Source organism: Planococcus sp. A6 (genome assembly GCF_028823615.1).
GTDB lineage: Bacteria > Bacillota > Bacilli > Bacillales_A > Planococcaceae > Planococcus.
Window position 1 is genome coordinate 1 of record NZ_JAPEHT010000023.1, and the last position, 26,434, is coordinate 26,434.

18 protein-coding genes, 1 pseudogene and 1 riboswitch are annotated in these 26,434 nt (G+C 46.7%); of the genes and pseudogenes, 12 read left to right on the forward strand and 7 right to left on the reverse strand.

Annotation, left to right across the window (positions count from 1 at the left end):
• Positions 1–177: 177 nt before the first annotated feature.
• Both ON064_RS05315 and ON064_RS05320 read left to right on the forward strand, forming a co-directional pair.
• Complete coding sequence (locus tag ON064_RS05315; protein ID WP_342455316.1) at positions 178–828, forward strand: vWA domain-containing protein; 651 nt, start codon at positions 178–180, stop codon at positions 826–828.
• 183 nt (positions 829–1,011) lie between these two features.
• Entirely contained in the window at positions 1,012–1,860 is an 849-nt protein-coding gene (locus ON064_RS05320) for an Rv1352/Rv1906c domain-containing protein (protein WP_274623941.1), read from the forward strand.
• Positions 1,861–2,038: 178 nt separating this feature from the next.
• On the opposite strand, the gene ON064_RS05325 is transcribed toward ON064_RS05320, so the two are convergent.
• The gene (locus tag ON064_RS05325) at positions 2,039–3,475 is read right to left on the reverse strand and encodes a carbon starvation CstA family protein (RefSeq protein ID WP_274623942.1); all 1,437 of its coding nucleotides are present in this window, start codon (positions 3,473–3,475) and stop codon (positions 2,039–2,041) included.
• Positions 3,476–3,835: 360 nt separating this feature from the next.
• On the opposite strand from ON064_RS05325, the gene ON064_RS05330 reads away from it, so the two are divergent.
• Entirely contained in the window at positions 3,836–4,774 is a 939-nt protein-coding gene (locus tag ON064_RS05330; RefSeq protein ID WP_274623943.1) for a Gfo/Idh/MocA family protein, read from the forward strand.
• Positions 4,775–4,892: 118 nt separating this feature from the next.
• Here ON064_RS05330 and ON064_RS05335 read toward each other — a convergent pair whose 3' ends face one another.
• From ON064_RS05335 to glcT, 3 genes are all read right to left on the reverse strand, one after another.
• A complete protein-coding gene (locus ON064_RS05335) occupies positions 4,893–5,684 on the reverse strand; it encodes an endonuclease/exonuclease/phosphatase family protein (protein ID WP_274623944.1) in 792 nt (263 codons plus the stop codon).
• Positions 5,685–5,783: 99 nt separating this feature from the next.
• Positions 5,784–7,844: a glucose-specific PTS transporter subunit IIBC gene (gene ptsG / locus ON064_RS05340; RefSeq protein WP_274623945.1), complete on the reverse strand. Its 2,061-nt coding sequence runs from the start codon at positions 7,842–7,844 to the stop codon at positions 5,784–5,786.
• 186 nt (positions 7,845–8,030) lie between these two features.
• A complete protein-coding gene (glcT, locus tag ON064_RS05345) occupies positions 8,031–8,873 on the reverse strand; it encodes a glucose PTS transporter transcription antiterminator GlcT (protein WP_274623946.1) in 843 nt (280 codons plus the stop codon).
• Positions 8,874–9,374: 501 nt separating this feature from the next.
• Between glcT and ON064_RS05350 the strand changes: the two genes are divergently transcribed.
• Both ON064_RS05350 and ON064_RS05355 read left to right on the forward strand, forming a co-directional pair.
• Positions 9,375–10,343 (forward strand): NAD(P)-dependent alcohol dehydrogenase, encoded by a 969-nt coding sequence (locus tag ON064_RS05350; RefSeq protein WP_274623947.1) that lies wholly within the window; start codon positions 9,375–9,377, stop codon positions 10,341–10,343.
• A 412-nt stretch (positions 10,344–10,755) separates the two neighbouring features.
• Complete coding sequence (locus tag ON064_RS05355; protein WP_274623948.1) at positions 10,756–12,075, forward strand: D-alanyl-D-alanine carboxypeptidase family protein; 1,320 nt, start codon at positions 10,756–10,758, stop codon at positions 12,073–12,075.
• Between the two features lie 175 nt (positions 12,076–12,250).
• Here ON064_RS05355 and ade read toward each other — a convergent pair whose 3' ends face one another.
• Positions 12,251–14,002 carry an adenine deaminase gene (gene ade, locus ON064_RS05360; RefSeq protein ID WP_274623967.1) on the reverse strand — a complete coding sequence of 584 codons (1,752 nt, stop codon included), beginning with the start codon at positions 14,000–14,002 and terminating at the stop codon, positions 12,251–12,253.
• 355 nt (positions 14,003–14,357) lie between these two features.
• Between ade and ON064_RS05365 the strand changes: the two genes are divergently transcribed.
• Entirely contained in the window at positions 14,358–15,092 is a 735-nt protein-coding gene (locus ON064_RS05365) for a plasmid pRiA4b ORF-3 family protein (protein ID WP_274623949.1), read from the forward strand.
• Positions 15,093–15,280: 188 nt separating this feature from the next.
• Here the strand turns inward: ON064_RS05365 and ON064_RS05370 are convergent, their stop codons facing one another.
• Positions 15,281–15,799 carry a GIY-YIG nuclease family protein gene (locus ON064_RS05370; RefSeq protein WP_274623950.1) on the reverse strand — a complete coding sequence of 173 codons (519 nt, stop codon included), beginning with the start codon at positions 15,797–15,799 and terminating at the stop codon, positions 15,281–15,283.
• Between the two features lie 176 nt (positions 15,800–15,975).
• On the opposite strand from ON064_RS05370, the gene ON064_RS05375 reads away from it, so the two are divergent.
• Positions 15,976–16,332 (forward strand): hypothetical protein, encoded by a 357-nt coding sequence (locus ON064_RS05375; RefSeq protein WP_274623951.1) that lies wholly within the window; start codon positions 15,976–15,978, stop codon positions 16,330–16,332.
• Positions 16,333–16,469: 137 nt separating this feature from the next.
• Here the strand turns inward: ON064_RS05375 and ON064_RS05380 are convergent, their stop codons facing one another.
• Positions 16,470–17,597 (reverse strand): 5-methyltetrahydropteroyltriglutamate--homocysteine S-methyltransferase, encoded by a 1,128-nt coding sequence (locus tag ON064_RS05380; protein WP_274623952.1) that lies wholly within the window; start codon positions 17,595–17,597, stop codon positions 16,470–16,472.
• A gap of 97 nt (positions 17,598–17,694) precedes the next feature.
• A riboswitch (SAM riboswitch) is annotated at positions 17,695–17,800 on the reverse strand.
• 292 nt (positions 17,801–18,092) lie between these two features.
• Here ON064_RS05380 and ON064_RS05385 point away from each other — a divergent pair.
• The 5 genes and pseudogenes from ON064_RS05385 to ON064_RS05405 all read left to right on the forward strand — a co-directional run bounded on the left by ON064_RS05385 (position 18,093) and on the right by ON064_RS05405 (position 26,400).
• Entirely contained in the window at positions 18,093–18,992 is a 900-nt protein-coding gene (locus ON064_RS05385; RefSeq protein ID WP_274623953.1) for a hypothetical protein, read from the forward strand.
• Positions 18,993–19,387: 395 nt separating this feature from the next.
• Positions 19,388–22,183: a bifunctional diguanylate cyclase/phosphodiesterase gene (locus ON064_RS05390; protein WP_274623954.1), complete on the forward strand. Its 2,796-nt coding sequence runs from the start codon at positions 19,388–19,390 to the stop codon at positions 22,181–22,183.
• A 198-nt stretch (positions 22,184–22,381) separates the two neighbouring features.
• On the forward strand, positions 22,382–22,855 hold the full coding sequence (locus tag ON064_RS05395) for a MarR family winged helix-turn-helix transcriptional regulator (protein WP_274623955.1): 474 nt from the start codon (positions 22,382–22,384) through the stop codon (positions 22,853–22,855).
• Positions 22,852–24,576 (forward strand): ABC transporter ATP-binding protein, encoded by a 1,725-nt coding sequence (locus ON064_RS05400; RefSeq protein ID WP_274623956.1) that lies wholly within the window; start codon positions 22,852–22,854, stop codon positions 24,574–24,576. The genes ON064_RS05395 and ON064_RS05400 overlap by 4 nt, the downstream gene beginning before the upstream one ends.
• A pseudogene (locus ON064_RS05405) lies at positions 24,573–26,400 on the forward strand (ABC transporter ATP-binding protein). The gene ON064_RS05400 and the pseudogene ON064_RS05405 overlap by 4 nt, the downstream one beginning before the upstream one ends.
• Positions 26,401–26,434 lie beyond the last annotated feature (34 nt).

Here is a 26,434-nt window from a genome sequence, read left to right on the forward strand (position 1 = left end):
TCTCCAAATACTTAGATAGCTCATTAATTTTTGAATGCCAAAATGATGGTTCCATTATAATTTATAACCTTTTAATAGGCTTCTTCAACACTGTGATAAAAGGTCGCTTTCGAAGCGACCTTTTTTCTATGGGGAAATCGTATCCTTGGGGTAGCAAGTAAACCGAAGGAGGAAACGATGATGAAAAACGAAACGACAGAATTGGTGTTTATTCTCGACAAGAGTGGTTCGATGGCGGGGCTCGAGAAAGATACGATCGGCGGCTTTAATGCCTTGATCGACAAGCAGAGAAAGCTCCCGGGTCAGGTCCGCGTGACAACGGTGCTGTTCAATCACGAATACGAGCTGCTTCACGACCGGATTTCGCTCGAAGGCATTTCGCCGATGACCGATAGCGATTATGAAGTGGGCGGCATGACCGCTTTGCTCGATGTGGTCGGCTCGACAATCCAGAAAATCAGCAACGCGCAAAAAGGGACATTGAAAAAGCACCAGGCCGATCGGGTGATGTTTGTCATCACGACGGATGGTCTGGAAAACTCGAGCTGTGAATACACGTATAAGAAAATCCATGAAATAATTGCCTCGAAGAAGACGAACGGCTGGGAATTCATATTCCTCGGTGCGAATATCGATGCGGTCGCGACGGCGAAAAAGTTCGGTGTGGATGAGGATTTTGCAGTCGATTACGACGCGGATGCAGAGGGGACAGAGTTGAATTATCAAGTGTTGAGCGAAGCGGTGAGTTCGTTCCGAACCGGGAAGAAGATTGATCGGGAATGGAAAAAGGAAATTGAGCGGGATTATGAAGCACGTGGGAAGAAATAAATAGTTCTTCTTTCTAAATTAAATGTTGAAGAAAGTCAGTTTTTTATTGGGTAGAGTTTAATGTTTAATATGGTAATTATAAAAAATAAAAATTTTAGGTAAATAGAATGTTTAATTTGGTAATTTAATAGTTATTAATACTCTTCGAATGTTATAATTATACTTATCAAAAGGAGGGGCATCATGATAAACATAGGGTTTACATTATTTTTGATAGGCATGTTGAGTGCTTTTGTATTTTTCGTGCTGACGTTTATTACATTAATTAATAAGAAGGGAAATTTGAAGAAACGATTATTAGGTGCAGGTATATCACTGGCAAGTATAGTTGTAGGACTGATTATAGTCATCGTAACTCCGTATCCCTCACCTTCAGAAAGCTCTGAAGCCACTGAAGCGGAAGCTGCAGATTCACCGGTAGAAGAGACAGTTGAATCAAGTTCAGCAGAAGAAGTGGTAGAGGAAACTGAAGTGGTTGAAGAGGTTCCTGTGGAAGATACTCCTCAAGTCAAAATGGTTAATCAACTAACTCAATTGATGGATGAAGGTCTAGCGTTTGATGCAGGGTCTTATATACAAGGAGACATTCCAAAAGGAGAATATGCATTCATACCTTTCAGTGGCAGTGGACAATATTATTCTGAAGAAGATCAAGCCGGTAACATAGTAGATAATGAAAACTTTGATAGCTTTGGATATGTATTTGTTCAAGAAGTAGGTAATATTAAGACTGATGGCGTTTTAGTGAATGTAAGTATGTTGGAAAGTCTAGGGGTTACTGGTGCCAAGGAATTGTATGAAATTGTTAATGAGCAATCAGATTATTTGGCTGCTGGATATTATAAAGTAGGAACTGACATTGAGCCTGGGAAGTACGTGATTGAAAGTTACGGCGATGCTTATGTAGCATTGATGACAGGTCCAGTTGGAAGTAGTGACATAGTAGATAATGAAAATTTTAACGGCAAATATAGTGTTAATGCTCAAACAGGTCAATACCTTACAATATCTAGAGGAATGATTGTAGAGTAATTTTCTTATAAGTTTAAGGAGATTTATGAATTTCTGAAATAAAGACAAGATACGTGGTATATCCAAATTGAGATGATAATTACTTTAACATTTGATACACACAAAGAAATAGCCGAATGAGAGAGATTTAAGACCTCTTTCATTCGGCTATTAATTTTTATTAAGAGAAATTAAGTTTTTAAACGGCCTCAACTTCCGAATCTACCTGCTTCGCAGCGCGGTACTTCATGATTTGCGCGATATACCAGAGAGCCACAACCAAAGTGATGACCGAGCCGATCATGGCGGCGATGTGGTATTCCATGTTCAAGCCTTCCGGTGCATAGAAGATGTACATGGAGACGACGCCTGTCATGAACATGGCCGGCACGCCGCTGATCCAGTGCATTTTGTAGTTCTTGAGCAAATACATCGTCGCTGTCCACAGCATGAAGGTCGCGACGACTTGGTTGGTCCAGCCAACGTAGCGCCACAAGAAGGTGTAGTCGATCGTCGCCATGTAGAACGTCGGGATGGCGAGTGGGACGGTGATCAACAGGATACGCAAGGTGCCGTCAGTTTTGGTGAACTTCGACAATAAATCAGCCAAGATCATGCGCGATGAGCGAAGTGCGGTATCGCCCGTTGTGATCGGCAAGATGATGACTCCGAAGATCGCGAGGATGCCACCCAAAGTGCCAAGAAGCGAGATCGAGATGTCATTGACGACGCCAGACGGTCCGCCTGCTGCGAGTGCTGCGCCGAGTCCTTCTGTGCCGTTGAAGAAAGTCATGCCAGCTGCCGCCCAGATCAAGGCGATGATGCCTTCAATAATCATGGCGCCGTAGAAGATTTTGCGGCCGTCGGTTTCCTTTTTCATGGTGCGGGCAATGATCGGGCTTTGCGTGCTATGGAAGCCGGAGATCGCGCCGCAAGAGACGGTGACCATAAGGAGCGGCCAGATCGGCAATTCACCTGGATGCAAATTGCTGAACGTTAGGTTCGGCATCGGTTTGCCAGAGAACACGAGTGCTACGGCCACCGCGATGGCCATGAACAACAAGATGCCGCCGAGTAGCGGGTAGATGCGGCCGATGATGCGGTTGATCGGCAAGATTGTCGCGAGAACGAAGTAAGCAAAAATAAGTGCAAGCGCCCAGATAAACGAGATCGGCGTGATTTGGGCGATCAATTGAGCGGGGCCAGCCGTGAAGGCAGCGGCGACGAGCAGCATCAACACGAGCGACAAGCCGTTGATGAAGACTTTCGCGTTCTTTCCGAGGTAGCGCCCGACAAGCGTCGGGAATTGCGCTCCGCCGTGGCGCATGGACATCATGCCGGAAAAGTAATCATGGACGCCGCCAGCGAAGATGCAGCCAACGACGATCCAGATGAAAGCGACGGGGCCGTACAATGCGCCAGCTACAGCGCCGTAGATCGGGCCAAGGCCTGCGATGTTCAAGAGTTGAATCAAATTGCCTTTCCACCAGCTCATCGGCACATAGTCGATGTTATCGGCCTGCGCATAAGCTGGGGTTGGAGTTTGGTCGTCGACGCCGAATACCTTTTCGATGAATTTCGAATAAAACATGTATCCCAATATTAAGAGTGCAAGTGCTGCGAAAAATGTAATCATATGCGTCGTCCTCCTGGTGTCAGTGATATATCGTATAACACATGATAGCATCTTTTTCAGAAAATAAAAGTTAATATTTCGAAAAAACTAATATTTCTATTTATTTATGGCAAAGCGATAGATAGTTGATAACAATAGGGGATTTGGAAGCGAATCCAATAGGTTTGGGGGACTAAAGATTTTTTGGATGCTTTCATATCAGAAAAAATATCTTGAATTTCATTATCCTAAGATACAAGTAAATGGAGGGGAAGGGCTGGAACTTCCACGGAAATGAATTGTGTGGGAATTGTGTGTGACACAGGGACACGATTGCACTATGCTTGAAAGTAAGTACATAAAGAGAAGAGGAAACTAATCATGAAATTCGGCATCATTGGCACGAATTGGATCACCGATCGATTTATCAAAGCAGCGAAGCAACACCCAAGTTTCAGCATCGGCGCCGTGTATTCAAGGACGGAAGAGACCGGCCGCGCATTTGCGGAGAAATACGCGGTGGAGGCGGTCTATACGGACATGAAGAAAATGTTCGAAGAAGGCGATATTGATGCGGTCTATATCGCATCGCCGAATGCATTTCACGCTGAACAAAGCCTGCTCGCGATGCAACACGGCGTGCATGTGCTCTGTGAAAAGCCGGCCGTTGTGAGTCTGGACGAGATGGATGGAGTCATTGCGGCTTCAAAAGAAACCGGCATGACTTATATGGAAGCGATGAAGTCGACCGTGACGCCGACCTTCCTGCGGCTGAAAGAAGAGCTGCATAAAATCGGCCCGGTCCGCCGCTACGTATTCCATTACAACCAGTATTCATCCCGCTACGACAAATACAAAGAAGGCATCGTCGAAAACGCGTTCAAGCCGGAACTCGGCAACGGCGCGAAAACGGATCTCGGCGTTTACGGCTTGGCGCCGCTCGTCCATTTGGCAGGAGAGCCCCAGTCCGTATTACGCAACCGCTATCTGTTGTCGACCGGTGCGGAAGGGCAAGGCAGCATGATTCTCGATTACGGCGAATGCGAAGCGATTGTCATGTATTCGAAGATTTCGGATTCATATTTGCCAAGTGAAATCCAAGGCGAAAACGGCGTTATCGAAATCGACCGAATCAGCGACCCGAAACATGTGCTGATTAAATACCGCGACGGCACGACCGAAGACATTTCCGTCCCGCACGAGTTCGATACGATGTATTACGAACTCGACGAATTTATCCGCTGCGTGCACAAAGGCCAAATAGAGTCCCCGATCAACACGCACGAGATCTCCCGGCAAGTGACGAAGCTTTTGCTTTAATGAAAAACAGTCAACGAAAAAAACCGTTTTATTTGTCTAGTTATTTGAGTTCGAGCATCACATAAAAGTATTGCTTCCACATTTACTGCGTAAATGAATTAGCTCAGCTGACTCTTTCCTAATTCATTACCAACTGTACTTCTACACCGAAATGGTCCGACACTAGCGGCTTGTGCTCGCCGTTGAAGATGACTTTCGACGATTTGACGGTGACGGGTTCGGTGGAGAGGATCAAGTCGATGCGCAGGTCTTGCTTGTTATCGCTCCAGCCGGCGATTTTGCCTTTGACGGTGATGCCGGCGTCTTTTTCCTCAGCCAATGTGTACGTGTCGTGCAGCCCATTTTCCAATAAGTAAGCATAGCCTTGCTGTTCGAGCGAAGCGTCGTTATTGAAGTCGCCCATCAGGAAGGCAGGGGACTCCGTGTTCATTTGCTCAAGCAGCTGGTCGGCCTGGAATTTGAACGGCTCTACGGTGTCGTGCCACCAGCCGGTGTGGCAGGAATAGAACGTGAAGGGCTGGTCTTCGTAATGGATGGTTGCGCCGACAATCTTCCGCGTTTTTGGGGAATGCTTGTCGATGCTTTGGCTGACGAAGAAGCTATGCTCCTCGGCGACTGGGTGGCGCGTTAAGATCACTAGCCCTTCTTCGTAGCGCCCGTACACGAGATGAGAGAAGTCCCACACCATCGTATAGCCCGTCACGCCGAGTTGCTCCATTTCCTGAAGCAGGACCCATGCGTAATTGTCGTGCTTGACGACATGTGCTGGTTCATTATCAATCGACTGGTTGACTTCCTGCAAGGCGATGACGTCGTATTCTTTTTCAGCGATAGCTTGTGCCAAATGGCGGATTTTGTCCAGTTGATTTTCTTCGTGCCATGCGTGGCAATTCAAGGTCAGTAGTTTCATCGGTTCATTCCTCCAAGGTATGGCGATTTTAAAGAAAACCCGGCCCGATGCGAAGAGATTCGCACGGATCCGGGTTTGAAGCTGGCAAGGAAGATTCTGTTAGACTTCTTCAGTTCCAGCTGTGATTTCAATCAAGTCTTTCGTATTCGCGGCTACTCGGCCGGATGTTTTGATGTTCACTTGCTGTCCTTCTTGGAGGCTCGTGAAGACAACAGGCGTGATGATGGACGGGGCATTTTTGCCGATATAGTCGAGGTCCATTTCCATCAATAATTGCCCTTGTTCGACGAGGTCGCCTTGCTCAACATGGGCAGTGAAACCTTCGCCTTTCAGATGAACAGTATCGATGCCGATGTGGATCAGCATTTCAGTGCCGTCATCCGCTTTCAAACCAATGGCGTGTTTCGTCGGGAACAAGGTGACGACTTCACCGTTCACTGGCGAGAATACTTTGCCTTCAGACGGTTTAATCGCAAAGCCGTCGCCGACCATTCTGCCGGAAAAGACTTGGTCCGGTACATCGGTGATTGGCAGGATGTCGCCTGTGATCGGGATGCCAAAATCAACGGTGCCGAGGCGTACCGGTGCATCTCCAGCGTCTTTTGCCTGGTCCATGATTTTCGATACATCTTGTTTCGTGCGCGGCGTTTTGCCGTTGATGATGTCCTGCATTTGCCCACGCAGATTATCGGAAACAGGACCGAAAATCGCTTGGATGTTATTGCCGACTTCCATGACACCGGAAGCCCCGAGCTTTTTCAATTTATTCTTGTCGACTGCGCTCTTGTCTTCAACACTGACGCGCAGGCGGGTGATGCAGGCATCGAGATGGGTGATGTTTTGCTGTCCGCCCATCGCTTGCAGGATTTCGTAAGGCAATTCACCAGTAACGGCTGAATCGCCTTCTTCGCTTTCTTCTTCGTCTTCACGTCCTGGCGTCATCAAATTGAATTTAGTGATGGCGAAGCGGAAGCCGAAATAGTAAATGACTGCGAAGAACAATCCGACGACGATAACCCAGAACCATTCCGTTCTGCCCGGCATGACGCCGAACAATAGGAAGTCGATGAGGCCGCCGGAGAAAGTCATGCCGATTTTAACATCAAGAATGTGCATGATCATAAAGGACAATCCAGCGAATACTGCGTGGATCCCGAACAATACTGGTGCTACGAAAAGGAATGCGAATTCAAGCGGTTCAGTGATCCCTGTCAAAAATGAAGTGAGGGCAGCTGATGCCATGATGCCACCGACGACTTTCTTACGTTCAGGGCGTGCACAGTGGTAGATCGCAAGTGCCGCAGCTGGAAGGCCGAACATCATAAACGGATACTTCCCTGTCATGAATGTGCCGGCTGTGAAGTCGACTCCGTCGCGCAGTTGCTCAATAAAGATGCGCTGGTCACCGCGGATGATTTCGCCAGCCGCATTTGTATACGTGCCGAACTCAAACCAGAACGGTGAATAGAAAATGTGGTGAAGACCGAATGGAATCAATGAGCGTTCCACTAGGCCGAAAACGAACGCCGCAAGTGTGCGGTTTGTGTCTAGGATGAAATAAGAGAGCGTGTTTAGGCCGTTCTGTGCAAAAGGCCAGACCAAGTACATTGCGACACCGAGAAACAATGCCGAGAATGCAGTAATAATTGGAACAAAACGCTTTCCGGCGAAGAACCCAAGAAATTGCGGCAAGTTGATATTGTAGAATTTATTGTACATCGCTGCGGCCAATATCCCGACGATGATCCCGCCGAAGACGCCGGTCTGTAAGGTCGGAATCCCTAGGACCATGGCATATGCAGGGTCTGAAGTGGCCATTTCGGGTGTGATGCCGCCGACTGCTTTCATCGTGACGTTCATGATCAAATAGCCGATGATTGCGGCAAGACCTGCAACGCCGTCACCGCCGGCTAAGCCGATCGCGACACCGACCGCAAAGAGCAGTGGTAAGTTGTCAAAGACGACACCGCCGGCTTCCGCCATGATGAAGAGCAATGACTGGACCCATGGGGTGCCGAAAAATGGTACCGCTTCCACAAATGTGTCTTGTGAAAAGCTTGTGCCGAAAGCCAGCAAAATTCCTGCTGCGGGCAATAGTGCGACGGGCAGCATCAATGCCTTCCCGACTTTTTGCAATGTACCGAATACATTAGTAGACATAAAATTTCCTCCTTTATTGGTAAAAATGAATGCGGATCAAACAGGATGGAACGTATGTTGCAGAAGCTAAAGCATACAAAAAAGGCATGAGCGGAAAAGGCATCGGTAAAAAAGGGGAGAAGTCCCCTGGATTAACCGTTGTACCTTTTCATACTCATGCCTGATCGAATCAGTAACACGTATGAATCAGTTTGTATGGGTCAAGCGCTGCAGATGAATCGTCAGATAAAGCACTTCCGCTTCGTCGACAGGCTTTTTTAATTGGTTTTGCATTACTTTAATGAGCTTCCAAGCCAGATTATAGCACACGGGGTATTCGGCTTTCAATAGCTCTTGAAGTTTATTTTCATCGCCCAGTGATTCCCCATGATGGATGCGGTCGATCGCCCGGTGCAGATGCTGGATCAAGCGGTGGTAATTGACATTGTCTTTGCTGATGTCGATTTTCAACCCATCTTCAATCAATTCCGTCAGGCGCGAAATGAGCGCGTGGTCACGGTTGATATCGCGCAAGGATTTGTCGGTCACGGCACTATGGATGTGAAGCGCGATAAATCCGATCTCGCCTTCCGGAAACACAATGCCCATGTGATTTTGGAAAGCTTTCACGACACCTTTAGCCACTTGGTATTCTTTCGGATACAAAGACTCGATTTCGAACAGGAACGAATTCGAAAACTGCATATTCTGCTGAATTCGCTTGATGGCAAAAGACAAATGATCCGTCAACGCGACGTGAATATGTTCATTCAACTCGGTACCCATCTGCTCCTCGATATATAAGAGCTGGTCGTTGATAAACGCGATGAGGTCTTCATCGATATGCGGAATCATGTTGACGTATTGTTCCTTTTCCGCCTCGTCTTTTAACAGGAAAGTCTTATCGGCATGGTCAAACGAAATGACATCGCCTTTTTTCCGGTTGAAGCCAAGGCCGTTTCCGATCAAGACGACTTCCTTATAGGCATCATGGCGGGCAATCACGACATTGTTGTTCAATACTTTCTCGATGGTCAATAGCTGTTCCATGATTTCCTCCGTTCAAAAAATCGCTTGATGTATTAAGCATAATTCAAGTTATACAGGAAATGGGGATAAAAAAACAAGCTCAAGAATTGGGATGTGGCGTGTGGTGTCGATTTTGTCCTTCTGTGGTATTCGTTTTGTCCCTGTGCACGGCACAATTTGAGCGATAAGAATGGCGGTGGGAATGGGTTTAGGTGTGGAATCGCCCCTGTGCAAGACACAATTCGGCGGGAATAATTGCATATAGTCATGTGCGTGCCACTGCATGAGGTGGACTAGCGGGGCATCCAAAGGCAAGGGATAGAGCGCAGCGCGATTAGGCAGGAATCGATGGCGGAAAAGTGGAAGTAAAAGGTATACGAAATGGGTGTCTGCGTGTATTCCCTCTATGTGGCTGGCTGTGAAAGCATGAAATTTATCCTGAGATGAAAGATGACTCGTGACACGGCGGAAATGGTATTGCCAGAAGAACTTTCTATTAAATAGAAAAAAGGAGGAAAGAGTATGAGAGCGATGGTCTGTAAGCGCTACGGGGATCCTGGGGTCCTAGAGCTGCAGGAACTTGAAAAGCCGCTGCCAGAGGATAATGAAATCGCCATTAAAGTGCTGGCATCTACAGTAACGGCAGGGGATTGTGAAATGCGCAGCTTTACATTCCCTATGTATTTACGTCTGCCGATGCGTTTACTATTCGGTGTCCGAAAGCCGAGAATGAAAGTATTGGGGCAGGAATTTGCCGGGATAGTGGACAGTGTTGGAGAAGGACAGAAGCACTTCAAGAAAGGCGACCGTGTGGTTGGATCGACCGGATTAAAACTCGGTGCTAATGCCGATTATGTTTGTTTACCGGCCCGTTATGCGATCGTCCACATGCCGGAGGAATTGAATTATGAACAGGCTGCCACGATTCCGACAGGTGGGATGAATGCATTATTTTTTCTCCGAAAAGCCAATATCCAAGCAGGCCAAAAAGTGTTGATTATCGGAGCGGGCGGCAGCATCGGAACCATCGCAGTCCAACTCGCTAAACACGAAGGAGCGGAAGTGACAGGGATCGACCGGCATGAAAAACTGGACATGCTTTTATCGATCGGAGCGGACAAAGTCATTGATTACGAGCGGGAAGATTTTACGGCGAATGGCGAAGCTTATGACGTCATTTTGGATATCGTAGGGAAAAATACTTTTTCACAAGCCATGGGTTCATTGAAAGCAACGGGCGTTTACTTAATCGGCAATCCGAGCCTCGGCAAAGTTCTTCAGAGATTTACAACGGGGAGGAAGAAGGGGCAGAAAGTGTTTGTGGGCGTAGCGGATTACAAAGCCCACGACTTACGCTATTTGTGTGACTTGTTTGCAGAAGGGAAGATCAGTGCGGTCATTGATCGGACATTTCCGCTAGAAGAGTTGTCTCAGGCGCATCGCTACGTGGAGAGTGGAGCGAAAAAAGGCAATGTTGTGATTCGGCATTGAATTTCTTTTATTTGAACGGCCCTGTTTAAGATGGGATACTAGAGAAAAACGCATGAAGGAGCTCTCTGATTTAGGGAGTTTTTTCATGCGTTTTAAAGGTTAAATAGTTGGTCGCTTTATTGCAGTTGCAAGCGTAGGTTTTAATGATTTAGAAATATTTTTAAATTGAGGGTGCCACAATATCAATTCGAGAAGTAATAGAGGAAGGCATATGAAGAGGGTGGAAGATCAGATTTATTGCTGGTGAAATAAAAGATAGTGGTTATGATACTATAAATTGTTCGCAGAAAGTGGCTAATCTGAATGATATAATCATAAACGAATCCAAAATCATCTATCACGGTGTTGGACATATACAAGCGGGGTTTTGTATATAACTAAGTTGCGGCAACAGAAGAGGGAGTTGGTTTTTATGACGAAAAATAAATTGACAACAAAAGCGGCTGTCTCAACAGCGGTACTCGCATTGGCTATTTCCATCATGCCTTCAGGAAATGCTTTGAGCAATACCGAATTCGGTATGATTCAAGCAGAGGCATCGACAGCAACAACAACTCATGTGGCGAAGGGCAATGTGAACCTCCGCACTGGCGGTTCATTAAAAGATAAAATCGTGTTGCAAATTCCGAAGGGCGGAAAAGTGGAGTACATTTCGGGGAGCGGTACTTGGTTCCACGTGAAGTATGGTACGAAAACGGGTTATGTTCATTCCGACTACATAACGAAAATCGAGGAAGCTGCGCCGGAACCACCAAAAGCAACTCCGGAAACCCACTTTGCGAAAAGTAACGTGAATCTCCGCACGGGCGGTTCATTAAAAGATAAAATCATTTTGCAAATTCCGAAAGGTGGAAAAGTTGAGTACATATCGGGAAGCGGTACTTGGGTCAAGGTGAAATACGGCACAAAAATGGGGTATGTTCACTCCGGCTACCTAACGAAAATCGAAGAAGCAGCACCGGAACCGCCAAAAGCAAACTTGCCAACTCATTTTGCGAAAAGTAACGTGAACCTCCGTACTGGGGCTTCGACAAAACACAAGATCGTGTTGCAAATTCCTAAAAACGGAAAAGTATCGTATATCTCAAAGAGTAGCATTTGGTACAAAGTGAAATACGGCGCAAAAACGGGCTATGTTCATTCTGACTACTTAGCGAAAATCGGAACAGCAGCACCATCGAAATATCCGGCTCCTTCGACAGATACACCTGGCAAATATGTGGATGGCATTCTGATTGTGAACAAAAAGTATGCATTGCCTTCAACTTATAATCCTGGAGTAAATGCGACGGCTAAAAAAGCATTGGACGCTATGATTGCTGATGCGAAAAAACAGAGTGTTATATTAAAAATCACGAGTTCATACCGTTCTTATTGGTACCAAAACACTTTGTATAATAACTATGTGAAAAAACATGGAAAAACAAAAGCTGACCGGTTCAGCGCCCGTCCTGGACATTCTGAACACCAGACTGGACTAGCCTTTGATTTAGGCGGAGTTAATCAAGCACACTGGTTTGAAGAGTCGTTTGCGAACACAAAAGAAGGAAAATGGCTGGCTTCAAACGCTCATAAATATGGCTTCCATTTGCGCTATCAACAAGGCAAGGAAGACATCACGGGGTACATGTTCGAGCCGTGGCACTTCCGTTATATAGGCGAGGATAATGCTACTAAAATCAAAGCTACTGGAAAAACACTTGAAGAGTACTTCAATATTTTAGGTAAATAAATGAGGTAAAAAGATTCTCTTATACATAAGCTGGATCGTCTATAACTTTATCGAAAAAAACATGAAGAATGCTCCGGGTAAGTGGAGCATTCTTCATGTTTTTTGCTTAAATTGTGTGGTGCACAGGGGCGAGTTCAGGCGTGTCCAACAAAAAACCCCCGCCATATAAACACTCTCAGTCGTTTTCTGGCGTTTGAATTGTGTCTTGCACAGGGACAGAAGAAGAAACAGGAACAGAAATATGCCGGAAGCTCCCGACATCGAACAATCCACGGTCGGTCAGTTTCAAATGAGGAATGACCGGCAGCGACAGAAATGACAAAGTCAGGAAGGCGTTGAAATGCGTTGGGGCGCCGATCTGAAGCAGTCTTTTATCGACTGTTTTCAGCTGCTCATACACGGCAGTGAACGATTCGTCGGACATCAAGCCGGCGATCGGCAGCGACAAACTCGCCAGGACTTGTCCGTCTTGGACGACGGCGAGCCCGCCTTGCAATTCTTGCAGTGCGCGGATGGCCGCCAACATATCTTCGTCATTCGTCCCGACTACAATGATATTATGCGAATCGTGCGCTACGGTTGTGGCGATGGCGCCGTTTTGGAGTCCCAGCCCTTTGACGATGCCTAGGCCGATATTGCCGGTCGCTCGGTGGCGTTCGATGACGGCGATTTTCAAATGTCCGCTTGCCGGATTTGAAACAAACGTGCCGTCAGCGACTGGCACATCTTCAATTAAATGCTCGGTGATTAATTTGTTCGGGTTGATGCCGATAACATGCGCGCTCGCATTCGTGCCCATTGGAATTTTCAAGCTCTCAGCGGACAGCTCGGCAATGCGCACCGTATCCCGAACAGAGGAAGTTTCGCCGTTTTCTTGGATGGCCCCGACGTAACGGCTATCTTTCGCCGCCAATTGCCCGCCTTTATAGACTTCCGCAATCGTGAATTCTTCCAAATTATCGAGCAGGACAAAATCTGCATCGCAACCAGGGGCGATGGCGCCTTTTTGGTGCAGCCCGAAACATTGGGCAGCGTTCAAGGTCGCCATCGAAATAGCGGTGATGGGGTTGATTCCGTAGCGGATAGCCGTCCGAACGTTGTAATCGACGCTGCCTTCTTCGATCAGATCATCGAGATGCTTATCGTCCGTACAGAACAAGCAGCGCTGCGCGTTTTGTTCGGTCACGCCTTCGAGCAGCGCATGCAGGTCTTTTGCGACCGAACCTTCGCGCAGCATGACATAAAGCCCGCGTTCGATGCGCGCCGTCATTTCTTCTTTCGTCACGCATTCGTGATCCGTCAAGATACCGGCGGTGCCGTAGACATTGATGTCGTTATCGGTGAGGCCTGCTGCGTGGCCATCAATCTGCCGGCTCAGCAAGAGTTTGTCGAGCATCGCCTCGTCTCCTTGAAGCACCGCAGGGAAATCCATGACTTCCGCCAAGCCGAGCACCGAATCGCGCCCGACAAAAGGAAGCAAGTCTTCAGCGGACAGCCGGGCGCCTGCGTTTTCAAAAGGCGTCGCCGGGACGCAGGATGGCAGCATCATCTTAATGTCGAGCATGGCCTGCTCCGCATCTTTCAACATGAATTCAAGTCCGGCTGTTCCGCTGACATTGGCGATTTCGTGTGGGTCGGTGATGACCGTCGTCACGCCGTGCGGCAGCACGACATGCGAAAATTGCTGCGGCGTCACCATGGACGATTCGATATGGACGTGGGCATCGATCAAGCCGGGCGCGATGAACTTGCCTGTGGCATCGATTTCCTCGGTTCCTTCGTAGTCGCCGATGCCGACGATGACACCGTCGCTGATCGCTACGTCTCCGGTCGTCAAGGTTTTCGTGAAGACATTGACGATCGACGCGTGGCGGATGACGAGGTCGGCGCGATTCTGTTTTTCAATTGGGCTTTTTTCATGGCTGATTTCGCTCCTTTAGATGCTTGATCGGGGATTGAACGCGAGTTAAGTTTTGCCTTATTCTACAGCAGAGCGAGCGGAAGCTCTAGTGAAAAAAGAAAATGTCCCTGTGCGCGACACAATTCGGACGTTGGAAAACCCGTGGCCAGTGGAGTTGGGTATGAAACCGTCCCTGTGCACCACACAATTTCAGTGGAAAATGGTGCGTTTGTTCATCTGAAAAAGCATGGTTAATAAGAGTAAATATCATCCATCTTGGTCCAGTCCTTGTTAATAAATTCGAGCGACGGTAGGATGAATAAAACGGATATTCCAAAACACGGTTGAAAATATTTTAAACAGAAAGCCAGGAGGACGAAACATGAAATCGTATATTATCCGAATCGAATTGGAAGGCTCCGAACCGCTTATTTGGCGGAAGCTAGTCATGCCGGCTGGCGCCACGTTTAATATGCTGCATGACATTATCCAGCAGACCAGCAATTTTCAAAGCGGTTATCCTTATGAGCCGTACCATTTATTTGAATTCGATTTGCCGGAAGAGGGCATTCGAGTTACAAACGATGAACAGGCTTACGAAGAGCATCAGTATTACAAAAAGAATAAAAAATTATTTGCGGAGCGGTTGAAAATGGCTGATCCGAAACACAAGCGCTTTGAAGAGAACTACCAAAAACGTCTAGCGACAGTCGTACGCCAACCAGCACGCATTAAAATCGATGAATACATCGAGAAACATGGACAGCTTATCTATCGCTACGATTTCGGCGATGACTGGAAGTTTCACATTGTTCTTGAAGAAATTGTCGATGACTACCATTTCGGCTTTCCCACGCTGCTTGCCGGAGCTGAGACAGCGCCTCCTGAAGATGTAGGTGGACTTCCGGGATTTTATGAATTTCTGGAAATCTATCGAGACGAACAGCATCCGGAACACGAAGAAATAAAAGCATGGGCAGCGGGTATGTATTTCAAGGAATACAATCCAGAACGAATTAATGAGTTTCTAAAAAGCCGAATGTATAAAAAGACAGAATGGGATAAAATCCGTCATGAAAATTACCAGGTGATTGAAGATAAATATCGGAAGGCTTGAGTAGAGGTGTCTGTCCCTGTGCATCAAACAATTTAAGCTGTAGAAAACGCATGGGTAGTGGATATGGGTGTGAAATCGTCCCTGTATACGACACAATTCCAGTAAAAAATGCATGAAGAAGGCTCGTATAGATTAGGAGCTTCTTCATGCATTTTTTATTCTTGTTCCAGCAGTTTGAAGAGTTATTTTCAAATAGAAGCCTTTTCATCCTGTACCTTAAACATTTCATATTCAACATCATCTAATTTACCAGTCCACCGGAGCCCCGAAACTTCCGGCAAGAAGGCCCGATGATCGCCCCAGTTCAAGACATGTATAAGTTGTAGTTCTTTTTCGGGAAAAGAAGAAATGCTTCTGGCGTTGTAGGCTGGTTTATGTGTATAGATTAATAGGCGCTCCGCCAAATCAATATACTTGGACCAAATCTCATCGTTCAGCGGTTGAGCCCCGTGAAGTCTTCCAATGTAAATTTTGTGGTTGTTGGAGTCATTGGTATACAACCAATTTTCTTGGGAAATCCGTTTGCCCAATGTTTGATAGTCGGCTTTGCCGATATAAAGCAATACATCATTTCCATACACGGGATGCGTTCCATAAATTTGATAGACTCCGTAATCAGTCTCATCATTCATTAATTGTGGTAGGTCCTTTAATTGATAAGAACCTTCCCATTGAATCTGGACTAAGGTAGATGTGGTATTGGTCATATACGATGCTCCTCTTAAAAGATGTAGTTTGCCACCTAAAACGATAATTACGTACTTATGATTATTTAGGGGATTTGTATTTAAGTGTCTTATTTATGATACTATTTACATGGTTATAATAATAGGTGAAATGTATTGATTCGCTTAAGTTTTTAGCATACAAAGGGGGAGCATTGATGAAAATTACTATGGAGATGAGCAAAAAAGCGTATCCGATAGCAAAGAAAGTATTTTCAGGACAGCTGACAAGAAATGATGGGAAGATTGAAATCAACAGAGAATCAGGCATGAACGAAGGGTCTGCACAAGCATATATTACGATTTTCCTAGCCATGATGGGTGGGGAAGAATACAAACGGGCGTTTAATAACGAGACAAACAGGTTTTTACTGAAGAGCATTCGAAAAGATTATGGGGAACAACACTTCATAAGCGCACTGGACGCTGCACAAAAGCATATAAATTATTATTCCACACTTAAAAAAGGGAATTTAACCGGCTTGCAGAATATTGTAGACGAGTTAAGACCGTAATCAGTGCTGTCCCTGTGCGCGACACAATTCGGCCAGCCGAAACCGCGGTGTGACAGGATTGGGGTATGAAAACGTCCCTGTGCACCACACAATTATTCCAAACAAAAAGGATCAACTCCGCGCTTGCCTTTTCTCATTCATTCTCCGAAAATCTCTTCAGAAACTTCAACGATGTACCGCAGTTTGTCCCATTGCTGATCTTCGGTGAGGATATTGCCGTGATGGGTCGAAGCGAATCCGCATTGCGGGCTGATGCATAGCTGCTCGAGCGGCACGTGTTTAGCGGCTTCTGCGACGCGTGCTTTGATTGCTTCTTTGTCTTCAAGTTCGCCGTTCTTCGATGTGAAGACGCCGAGCACGACTCTTGGCCCACCGTTTGGAATGTGCTCAAGTGGTTGGAAGCTGCCGGAGCGGTCGTCGTCGTATTCAAGGAAGAAGCCGTCGACTTTTTCTTTGGCGAACAAAGTCGGCGCAATCAATGCGTAGCTGCCTTCAAATGCCCAGTCGGATTGGTAATTGCCGCGGCACAGGTGAGTCGTCACAGCGAGGTCTTGTGGTTTGCCTTCCAGCACGCCGTTTGCGACGCGAAGCGCCAAGTCGATCAAATAGTCGCGATTATACTTACCGTCGTTGAACGGGATGTCCGGAGAAGACAGCCCAGCAATATAGACATCGTCGATTTGGATATAGCGCGCGCCGGCGTCATAGAACGCTTGGAAGGCGTCGCGGTAAGTTTGAATGACGTCTTTCGCGTAGTCTTCCAGGTCCGGATAGATGGCTTCATCGCGGATGCCTTGATTGAAAAATTGGTTCGGGCTTGGAATCGTCAATTTCGGCACCGCTCGGCCATGGACGATTTCCTTGAATTCGATGAAATCGCTGATGAATGGGTGGTTTTCATTGAATGAAATCTTGCCGATGTTGCGGACGTCGTAAGCTTCGGTTTCGACGTTTTTGAACTGATAGCCTTTTTCTGGTGTGTAACCTTCAAAGCCGTTAATATGCGCCATGAAATCGGTATGCCAGAACGTGCGGCGGAATTCGCCGTCCGTCACCGCCTTCAGTCCGACTTCGATTTGCTTGTCGACGATGCGCTTGATTTCCGTCGTCTCGATTTCCCGCAGCTGTTCTGATGTGATGGTGCCTTCTTTAAACTGGTTGCGGGCTTCGTGAATGCTGTCGGGGCGCAGAAGGCTTCCGACGTGATCCGCCTTGAATGGGGCGGTTGTTAGTTTTGGGTTTGTTTGAATCGTTGAATGAGTCATGTGAAATTCCTTCTTTCTATTTTTAGTATGGGTGGTGGAAATAAAAAACGGGGCTTTCTTCGAAAAGAAGAAAGCCCCGTTTATGGAAAATGCATTCTTCTTATCTTCTAGGCTTGCGCCTATTGGAATTAGCACCTTGTCCTGAATCAGGGCGGTTGCTGAGACTTCACAGGGCCAAATCCCTCCGTCTCTCTTGATAAGAAATCGATTATTAAGTTAATTGCTGGTTGATGTGGTTCACCTTAAAACAAATTCTAAAAAAAAGCAAGGGAAGATTGAAAAATATTTCCAATATTTTGTTTGTTAACCCCTAAGGCACGCTAAATTAACGTTATCCGTCTTATACAGTGCTAATAACTTATTGCCGTAATGACTGATGATTATCAAATAAAATTGTAACTTTTATTCAAATATATATTTCTAAATAACTAATTATCGCGTTTAAATTGTGATAAAATCGTTATAAAAAACCAATGAGTGAAAAGAGGGAATAATTTGAAAATCCATGCAAGAAAATCCATGGTTTTAGCCATGGCAACTTCTATGTTATTGATGGGAACGGCAGGCAATGTTTCGGCCCAAGAGTCTGCAGGAGACGCCAAAACGCAAACGCACGAATCCTATCCGCAACAAGATGCCAAGTATTCAAAGAAAGTCGTAAAAGCTGTCAGTGAAGTATTGGAAATGAATGCCGAATCTGCTGAACTCGAAACGACTCTAAGCCAGCTGCCGAAAATAAAAGTATTGGAGTACTATTTAGCCTCGCTTGGCAAAAAGCTAAAGGGCAACGAAATTCGCCGAGCGGTGGATGAGGTATTTGACATCGATTTGGACTATGTATCAAAAAATGACTATGGCAGCAAACTTTCGATTTATCCAGCGCCTGTTATGGAATCTTTGCGTGCATCGCTGAAGGAAGAATCTGCTTCTACGGAAAAGGACGAACGCATCATGAAGATGTCTAAAAATGAAGTGATGGACCGCTATATCAAAGAACAAGCTTATGTGCTAAGTGCAGCGGAAACGAGTTTGTTGATCAACCAAATTTTTGGAGTGAATCTGATAGGGATTTCGAGTTTGGAAGGAAAGCAGCTTGCCATCAGTTCGAAGGGACAATGGATCGTGAAAAGCGACCGTGATTTGTTCATTTTGGAATCCAGCCTTGATGATGTAGATGTATCGATTTATGCGGGGCCTTATCTTCAGGAATTGACAGAAGGCAGCGAATTGCCTGCCTCTTTAATTGCCAAATTGACGGAACTAGGTTTTACGTATCAAGAAAAAGAGCAGCTTCTCTACTATAAAAACCCTACTGGTGAATCAGTTCCAGATGCGTTTAAAGGCCAATTGATTGGGATCTTGTTGGGCACAATTGCGCAAGAGTATGCAAGATAGCAAGATGTAGCATTGAAGAATTCATAAAAATACAATGAACCCTACAGTTGCCCCTTCGGCGATTAAAGAGTTTGTTGTATTTTTATTTTGTGATTTTTAGTTCTTCCTTATATTTTTCTGCTATTTAGCCAGTTTTTAAGTGAATTTGACGCATCAACTTGACTGCAGTTTTTTAAATTAATTGAACAATAGGGATTGAACTGAAAATTTTTAATGAAATAGTGGAATAAAAGTCGAAAATAACCATTTGAGCTATACTTTTGTACGGTAATATATAGTAGATGAGTAAACTTGAAAATCGAAGTTCTTGAAATTTATTAAAAATCTGGTAAATAAACTGTCTTGTTTTGTCACCCTCTGCAGTGGCGAGCGAGTTGGTATTGGAGGTTTGACCTATGGGAAAAAATCAAACAAGATACTCACGCTTGGCACATATCACAAAATTAATCAATACGAACCTGGAACTGCGCCCTTTGCTTGAACAAGTGGTCATGGCCATTTCAGAAGAAGTTGTGCGCTGTGATTCGGTCGGCATCTATTTGCCCCAGGACGATGGAAGCTTCCGTGGTTATGTCGGAAAACCGGAAGTCATCAACGGCATTACGCTCGATATGCATGTAGTGGATACAGACTATGATTTATTGGCAAAAGAAGTAATTGAAACCCAGCAAACCATTTACATTCCAAATACCGCCAATGATCCGCGCCCTGATCCACGGGCTGTCGCCGGCTTCGGGATCAAGTCTTTACTGGCGCTCCCGATTTCTTATGAAGGCGAGTTGTTCGGGCTGGTGTTCTTGTTCGATTACGGGATTCCCATGGAGTTGACAGCCGATGAAATTCAAACAGTAGAAGCTTATGTCAATATGGCTGGAGTGGCCATTAGGAATGTGAATAATTTAAAACGTAAAGAAAGCCTTTTGACTGAGAAGCAGATGCTCTTGGACTTGACGCGGGATTTGTCGATGAGTTCATCGATGCCTGATGTGATGGGGATTTGCCTTTCCTATGCGGGTAGGGTATTGAAAAATGACAATATCGGAGTCCATTTATTGGATCCGGTGGCCGGCGCCAAATTGAAACCATCTCATTTAAGCGCTAAAAGTGAGTGGAATGAAAATGAATGGCTGGAAAGACACGAAGAAATGGCGTTCGACCCTTCAACAGATCGCGCATTTCAAGAAGTCATGCGCTCTAAAAAGCCTTTGTACATTCTGGATGTGGAAACAGACAGCCGGGTGAATCAGGAAGTGTGCCAAACATTCGGCATCGAACGGATGCTGTTTCTCCCGTTCGTCACGATGGGGGAAATCCTGGGGGCTATGGTGCTCGTGAGTTTCGACAAAACGGAAGCGGTTTTTAGTGAATCCAATATTGATCTCGCGCAATCCGTCGCTGAAGCTACGGCTTCAACCTTATCCAATTTGTTGTATATGGAGAAGCAGGAGCTATTGATACAGGAAAGAACATCGGAGATACGAGTGAAAAATATCGAACTGAAACAAGTCATTTCTCAATTGAAGAGTCTTGGACGGGAGAACGAATTGGTGTTAAGTTCGGTGGAAGAAGGGATTTTCGGACTTGATCTGGCAGGAAACATCACCTTTTGCAACCGGGCTGCAGAAGCGACATTGGGATATGCAAAAGGTGAGTTGATCGGGCAGTCCTATAGCATGATCTTGAATAAAGACATCGTGTTATCGACAGCGTCGTTTGCTTCTAACCAGGATTTAAAGTTCCGAAAAAAGAACGGGCTCGATTTCTCTGTTGAATATGTGGTGTCCTCTGTAAAAGAGGAAGGGAAAATTATCGGCGAAGTCGTCACGTTCCGGGACATTACGAAAAGAAAGCAATTGGAAAAGGAAATTACCCACCTCGCTTATTATGACCATTTGACGGATTTGCCGAACCGGACCTTATTGGATTATTTTTTAAAGCAGGAAATCGAAAAGGCGAAACTGGCCGGACAGAAGTTAGCTGTCTTGTACTTGGATTTGGACCGCTTTAAAATCATCAACGACAGCTTGGGACACAGCTACGGGGATATTCTATTGAAAGACGTCGCCAATCGGATCAATCGCTATGTGCCGGATCAAGCATTCGTTTCGCGGCAAGGCGGAGATGAATTCACGGTTGTGTTGCCAGGTTTCGACAGTTTGACAGAATTAATGGATTTAGTAGGTAAGCTGGTGGACTCGTTTTCCGAGACGTTTGTGCTGAAAGGAAACGAAGTGCATATCAAGGCCAGCATCGGCATCAGCATGTTTCCTGAAGATGGGGAATCAGCAGAGGTATTGATCAAAAATGCAGATGCTGCGATGTACAAATCGAAAGAAAAGTCCGGTACGTATTACCACTTTTTCAGAAGTGATATGAACACGCGGAACATGGACAGTATTTTTCTTGAGAATGCATTGTACAAAGCGTTGGAGAACGACGAATTGCTATTGCATTACCAACCGCAAGTGGATAGCCGAACCGGTTGGGTCATAGGGGCTGAAGCGTTAATCCGATGGAAGCATCCGACTCGGGGAATGGTATCTCCGGCGGAGTTCATCCCAACAGCGGAAGCGACAGGCCTGATCGTGCCGATAGGAAAATGGGTGCTAGAAAGCGCATGCAAACAATTAAAAAAGTGGCACGATAGAGGGTACACCGAGTTGTCAATTTCGGTCAACTTGTCCGGAAGGCAGTTTGAAGAAGACAATCTCGTTTCCATGATTGAAGACATCTTGGCAGAGACTGGCGCGTCCCCATCGTGTCTTCACATCGAATTGACCGAAAACCAGATTTTCAGGAATACCCACATGACACTGGACAAAATGAGGGAGCTCAAAATGCTGGGCATCAAAATCGCCTTGGATGATTTCGGCACGGGGTATTCATCGTTAGGATATTTAAAAAACTTTCCGATCGATACCTTGAAAATAGACAGATCTTTCATGGTTGATATTTTAACCAATAAAAATAACGCTGCCATTACGAGCACGATTATTACGCTTGCGCAAAACCTGGATTTGAATGTCATTGCAGAGGGCGTTGAGACCAAAGAACAACTGGCGTTTTTGACGGCAAAAAATTGCTTTAGCATTCAAGGATATTATTACAGCAAACCATTGGAGGTGGGGGCGTTGGCCATGTTCATCGATCGGATTGCGCCCATCCATACCAGCGATTCTCGGTATTCATAAACCAGCACGAACATGTACATTTCGGCTATTCGCCGGAATTTTTCCTAGCTCTGCCAGTATGGACTGGCAAGCTCAGAGCTTTTTTATGCACAGAGATCCGGTGCTTCAAAATTGACGGACTTGAGCAATCGGAGTAGCTTAAAGTCATTACAGCAGATAGTTCCATTTGGAACGATTGATAGAGAGGGGGAGCGCCAGATGGAAGTGAAAAATGGCACGGCTGGGTATATGCAGTTGCTGCTGTCCTTTGGGGAAGTGCAGAAAAACATACTGCGTCTCATCCAAAAATCGGCGACCGAGAAAGGGGTATCGATTCCACAATATTCGATTTTGATGACGCTCTTCCGCTGCAGCGGTATGACGCAAAAGGCGATTGCAGAAAAGACATTCCTGCCGAAAAGCACTTTGAGCCAGGCCGTGGATGGGCTGGCCAAAGAAGGTTATGTCACCCGCCGGCCGATGGAATGCGACCGCCGCGAGATACGCCTAGAGCTTAGTGGCACAGGGCTTGCATTGGCTGAGCAGCTTCATCTGCAGGAAGGTGGGCTGCATCAGGCCTTCAAGGCGGCGAGCAGTCATTTGACCAATTCTCAAATCGAGGAGCTCGTCGCTGCACACAAAAACATCTCTTCATATTTAAGCGAAGCGGAAATGGAGGGGGCAGTAAAATGATCAAAATCCTGAAAAACCTCAGCCCGTATAAATGGATTGTGCTAGGTGTCGTCGCTTTGGTGTTCGCCCAGTCGATGGCGGAGTTGTTTTTGCCGACTTTGATGGCTGACATCATCGACAACGGGGTCGTTCAAGGGAACATTCCCTATATTTGGAGAATCGGCGGCTGGATGCTGTTGGTATCCGCGATTGGCGCCATTGCTGCCGTCTTTGCCAGTTATTACTCGGCCAAAGCGGCGATGGGGCTCGGTCGCGATTTGCGGCAGAAAGTCTTCAAGCATGTCGGCCAGTTCTCGCTTCAGGAATTTGATGAAGTGGGAACCGCGTCGCTCATCACCCGGACGACGAATGATATTACTCAAGTCCAGCAAGTCGTCATCATGATGCTGCGCATGGTCATCAGTGCGCCGGTCATGCTAGTCGGCGGCTTGATCTTGGCGATTTCAAAAGACGCGAGATTATCTTTGGTCATCATCGGTGCGATGCCGATTCTGGCCGTGTCGATCCTGCTCATCCTGAAATATGGCATGCCGTTGTTCCAGCAAGTGCAAAAGCAACTGGACGGCTTGAACTTGGTCGTGCGGGAAAATTTGACCGGCATCCGGGTCATCCGGGCATTTAACCGCGAAACGGAAGAAAAGGCGCGCATGCAAAAAGCCAACCGGGAACTCGCCGATGTCTCGATCAAAGTCAATAAAGTCATGGCATTCCTGATGCCAGTCATGATGCTGGTCATGAACATGACTGTGGTCGCCGTCATCTGGTTTGGTGGCATCCGTATCAGTAACGGCGCGATGCAGATCGGGGATTTGATGGCGTTTATCCAATACGTCATGATGATCATGTTCGCACTTGTAATGGCGTCTTTTATGTTTGTCATGATTCCGCGAGCTGCCGTGTCAGCTAAGCGCATCAACGAAGTGTTGGAGATGCAGCCAGCGTTCAAAGACGATGGTACGGAAAAAGCGGACCGCGAACGCGGTACCTTGGAGTTTGAAGACGTCACATTCTACTACCCAGGAGCATCCGAGCCGGCGCTGTCACATATCAGTTTTACGGCGAAACCTGGTGAAATCACCGCCTTGATCGGGGGGACGGGTTCCGGCAAATCAACACTCGTCAATTTGGTGCCGCGTTTTTACGAAGCCACAAGTGGCACAATCCGTGTCAATGGCGTCGACATTCGGGAAGCCTCACAACAGGAAATCCGCTCGAAAATAGGCTTTGTGCCACAAAAATCCATTCTTTTCACGGGAACGATTGCCGACAATATTCGCTTTGGCAAGCAGGAGGCCAGCCAAGCGGAATTGGATCAGGCGGCAAGCGTCGCGCAAGCGCAGGAATTCATCAATCGAATGGAAGGCAGCTATGCAGCCCAAATCGAGCAGGGCGGTTCGAATCTTTCAGGTGGGCAGAAACAGCGCTTGTCGATTGCCCGTGCGTTGATCCGCAAGCCCGATTTGTACATTTTTGATGACAGCTTTTCGGCGCTCGATTACAAAACCGATGCCAAGCTGCGCAAAGCGTTGAAAAATGAAACGAAAAATGCCACGGTGCTATTGGTCGCACAGCGCGTCAGCACGGTCGTCGATGCAGACCGCATCCTTGTGTTGGAAAAAGGGCGTGTAGTCGGCATGGGAACCCATGACGAGCTGTTGGAATCCAACGAAGTGTACCGTGAAATCGCGTTATCCCAGTTGTCAGAGGAGGAGATCGCATGAGCCAGATGGGACCTCCACGCCCTGGAGCAAGTATGCCGGCGGAAAAAGCAAAAGACTTCAAAGGCACATTCCGCCGCCTCGTTTCTTATTTGAAACCGCGTTGGAAAAAACTTGCGGCGGTTTTTGCCGTCGCGATTCTCAGTACGGTATTCGCTATCGTTGGGCCGAAAATCATGGGGATGGCAATCACCGAATTATTTGAAGGCGCTTATGGCCAATTGCAAGGGGTGCCTGGTGGAGGCATCGACTTTGGTGTCATTGGCCAAATTCTTGCCGTTCTAGCTGGATTGTATGTATTCAGCAGCCTGTTCAGTTACCTCCAACAGTATATGATGTCGACTGTGGCACAGGATACTGTCTATGATTTGCGCCAAGACGTCAATAAAAAGCTGGAAAAATTGCCGCTCGAGTATTTTGATGGCCGGCCAAACGGCGAGACCTTGAGTCGCATGACCAATGACATCGATACCATTGGCAGCACTTTGCAACAAAGCTTGACGCAGTTCATCACCTCCATCGTGACGCTCGTCGGGATTCTCGTGATGATGCTAACGATTAGCCCGCTATTGACCTTGATCGCAGTCGTATCCTTGCCGCTGTCGCTTTTTGTCATCGGGCCAATTTTAAAACGTTCGCAGAAATACTTCAGCAGCCAGCAAAAAAATCTCGGTCGCCTTAATGGCCATGTCGAGGAAATGTATACAGGACATCAAGTGGTGAAAGCGTTTGGCCATGAAGCGAAATCGAACGAGCAATTCGATGCGGTCAACGAGGAACTGTATAATGCCGGACGCAAAGCGCAGTTTATCTCCGGTATCATCATGCCGATGATGAGCTTAATCGGGAATTTGAGCTATGTGCTGATCAGTATCGTCGGGGGGGGTGCTCGTTATCCAGCGCGCCATTTCAATCGGTGATATCCAGGCTTTCATTACCTACTCCAAACAATTCACGCAGCCAATCACGCAGACGGCGAATATCGCCAATATTATCCAGTCCACGGTGGCCGCTGCGGAGCGCGTGTTCGAGTTGTTGGATGAAAAAGAAGAAGTAGAAGAAGTGACGGCCTCTGTTCTGGAGCGGGCGAAAGGTGCAGTGGCATTTGAAGATGTCGACTTTGGCTATGGCGACAATTTGTTGATTGAAAACATGAACATCGATGTGCAGCCGGGGCAGACCGTGGCGATTGTCGGTCCGACCGGTGCCGGCAAGACGACCTTGATCAATTTATTGATGCGCTTCTATGAATTGAAAGGCGGCCGCATCACCATCGATGGGTTGGATTCGCGGGAGATGTCCCGCCATGAGCTGCGGCACAACTTCGGTATGGTGCTGCAGGATACGTGGCTCTTTAACGGGACGATTCGCGCCAACATTGGCTATGGCAAGACCGGTGCTTCTGAAGAAGAAATTTATGCAGCGGCACAAGCGGCGCATGCCGATCATTTTATCCGGACATTGCCGGACGGCTACGATACGGTATTGAATCAGGAAGTATCGAATATTTCGCAAGGGCAAAAGCAATTATTGACCATTGCACGTGCGATTCTTGCCGATCCGCCGATAATGATCTTGGATGAAGCGACATCCAGCGTTGACACCCGGACAGAAATCTTAATCTAGCAGGCGATGAACCGCTTAATGGCTGGACGCACAAGCTTTGTCATTGCGCACCGGCTGTCGACGATTAAGCATGCGGATTTGATCTTGGTCATGGATCAAGGGAAAGTCATCGAACAGGGTACACATGAACAGCTGCTCGATAAAGACGGATTTTATGCTGATTTGTACCGGAGCCAGTTTTCAGCGAAAGTGGCGATCTAATACCGGAAAAGCCCTCGCGAATTATTTGCGGGGG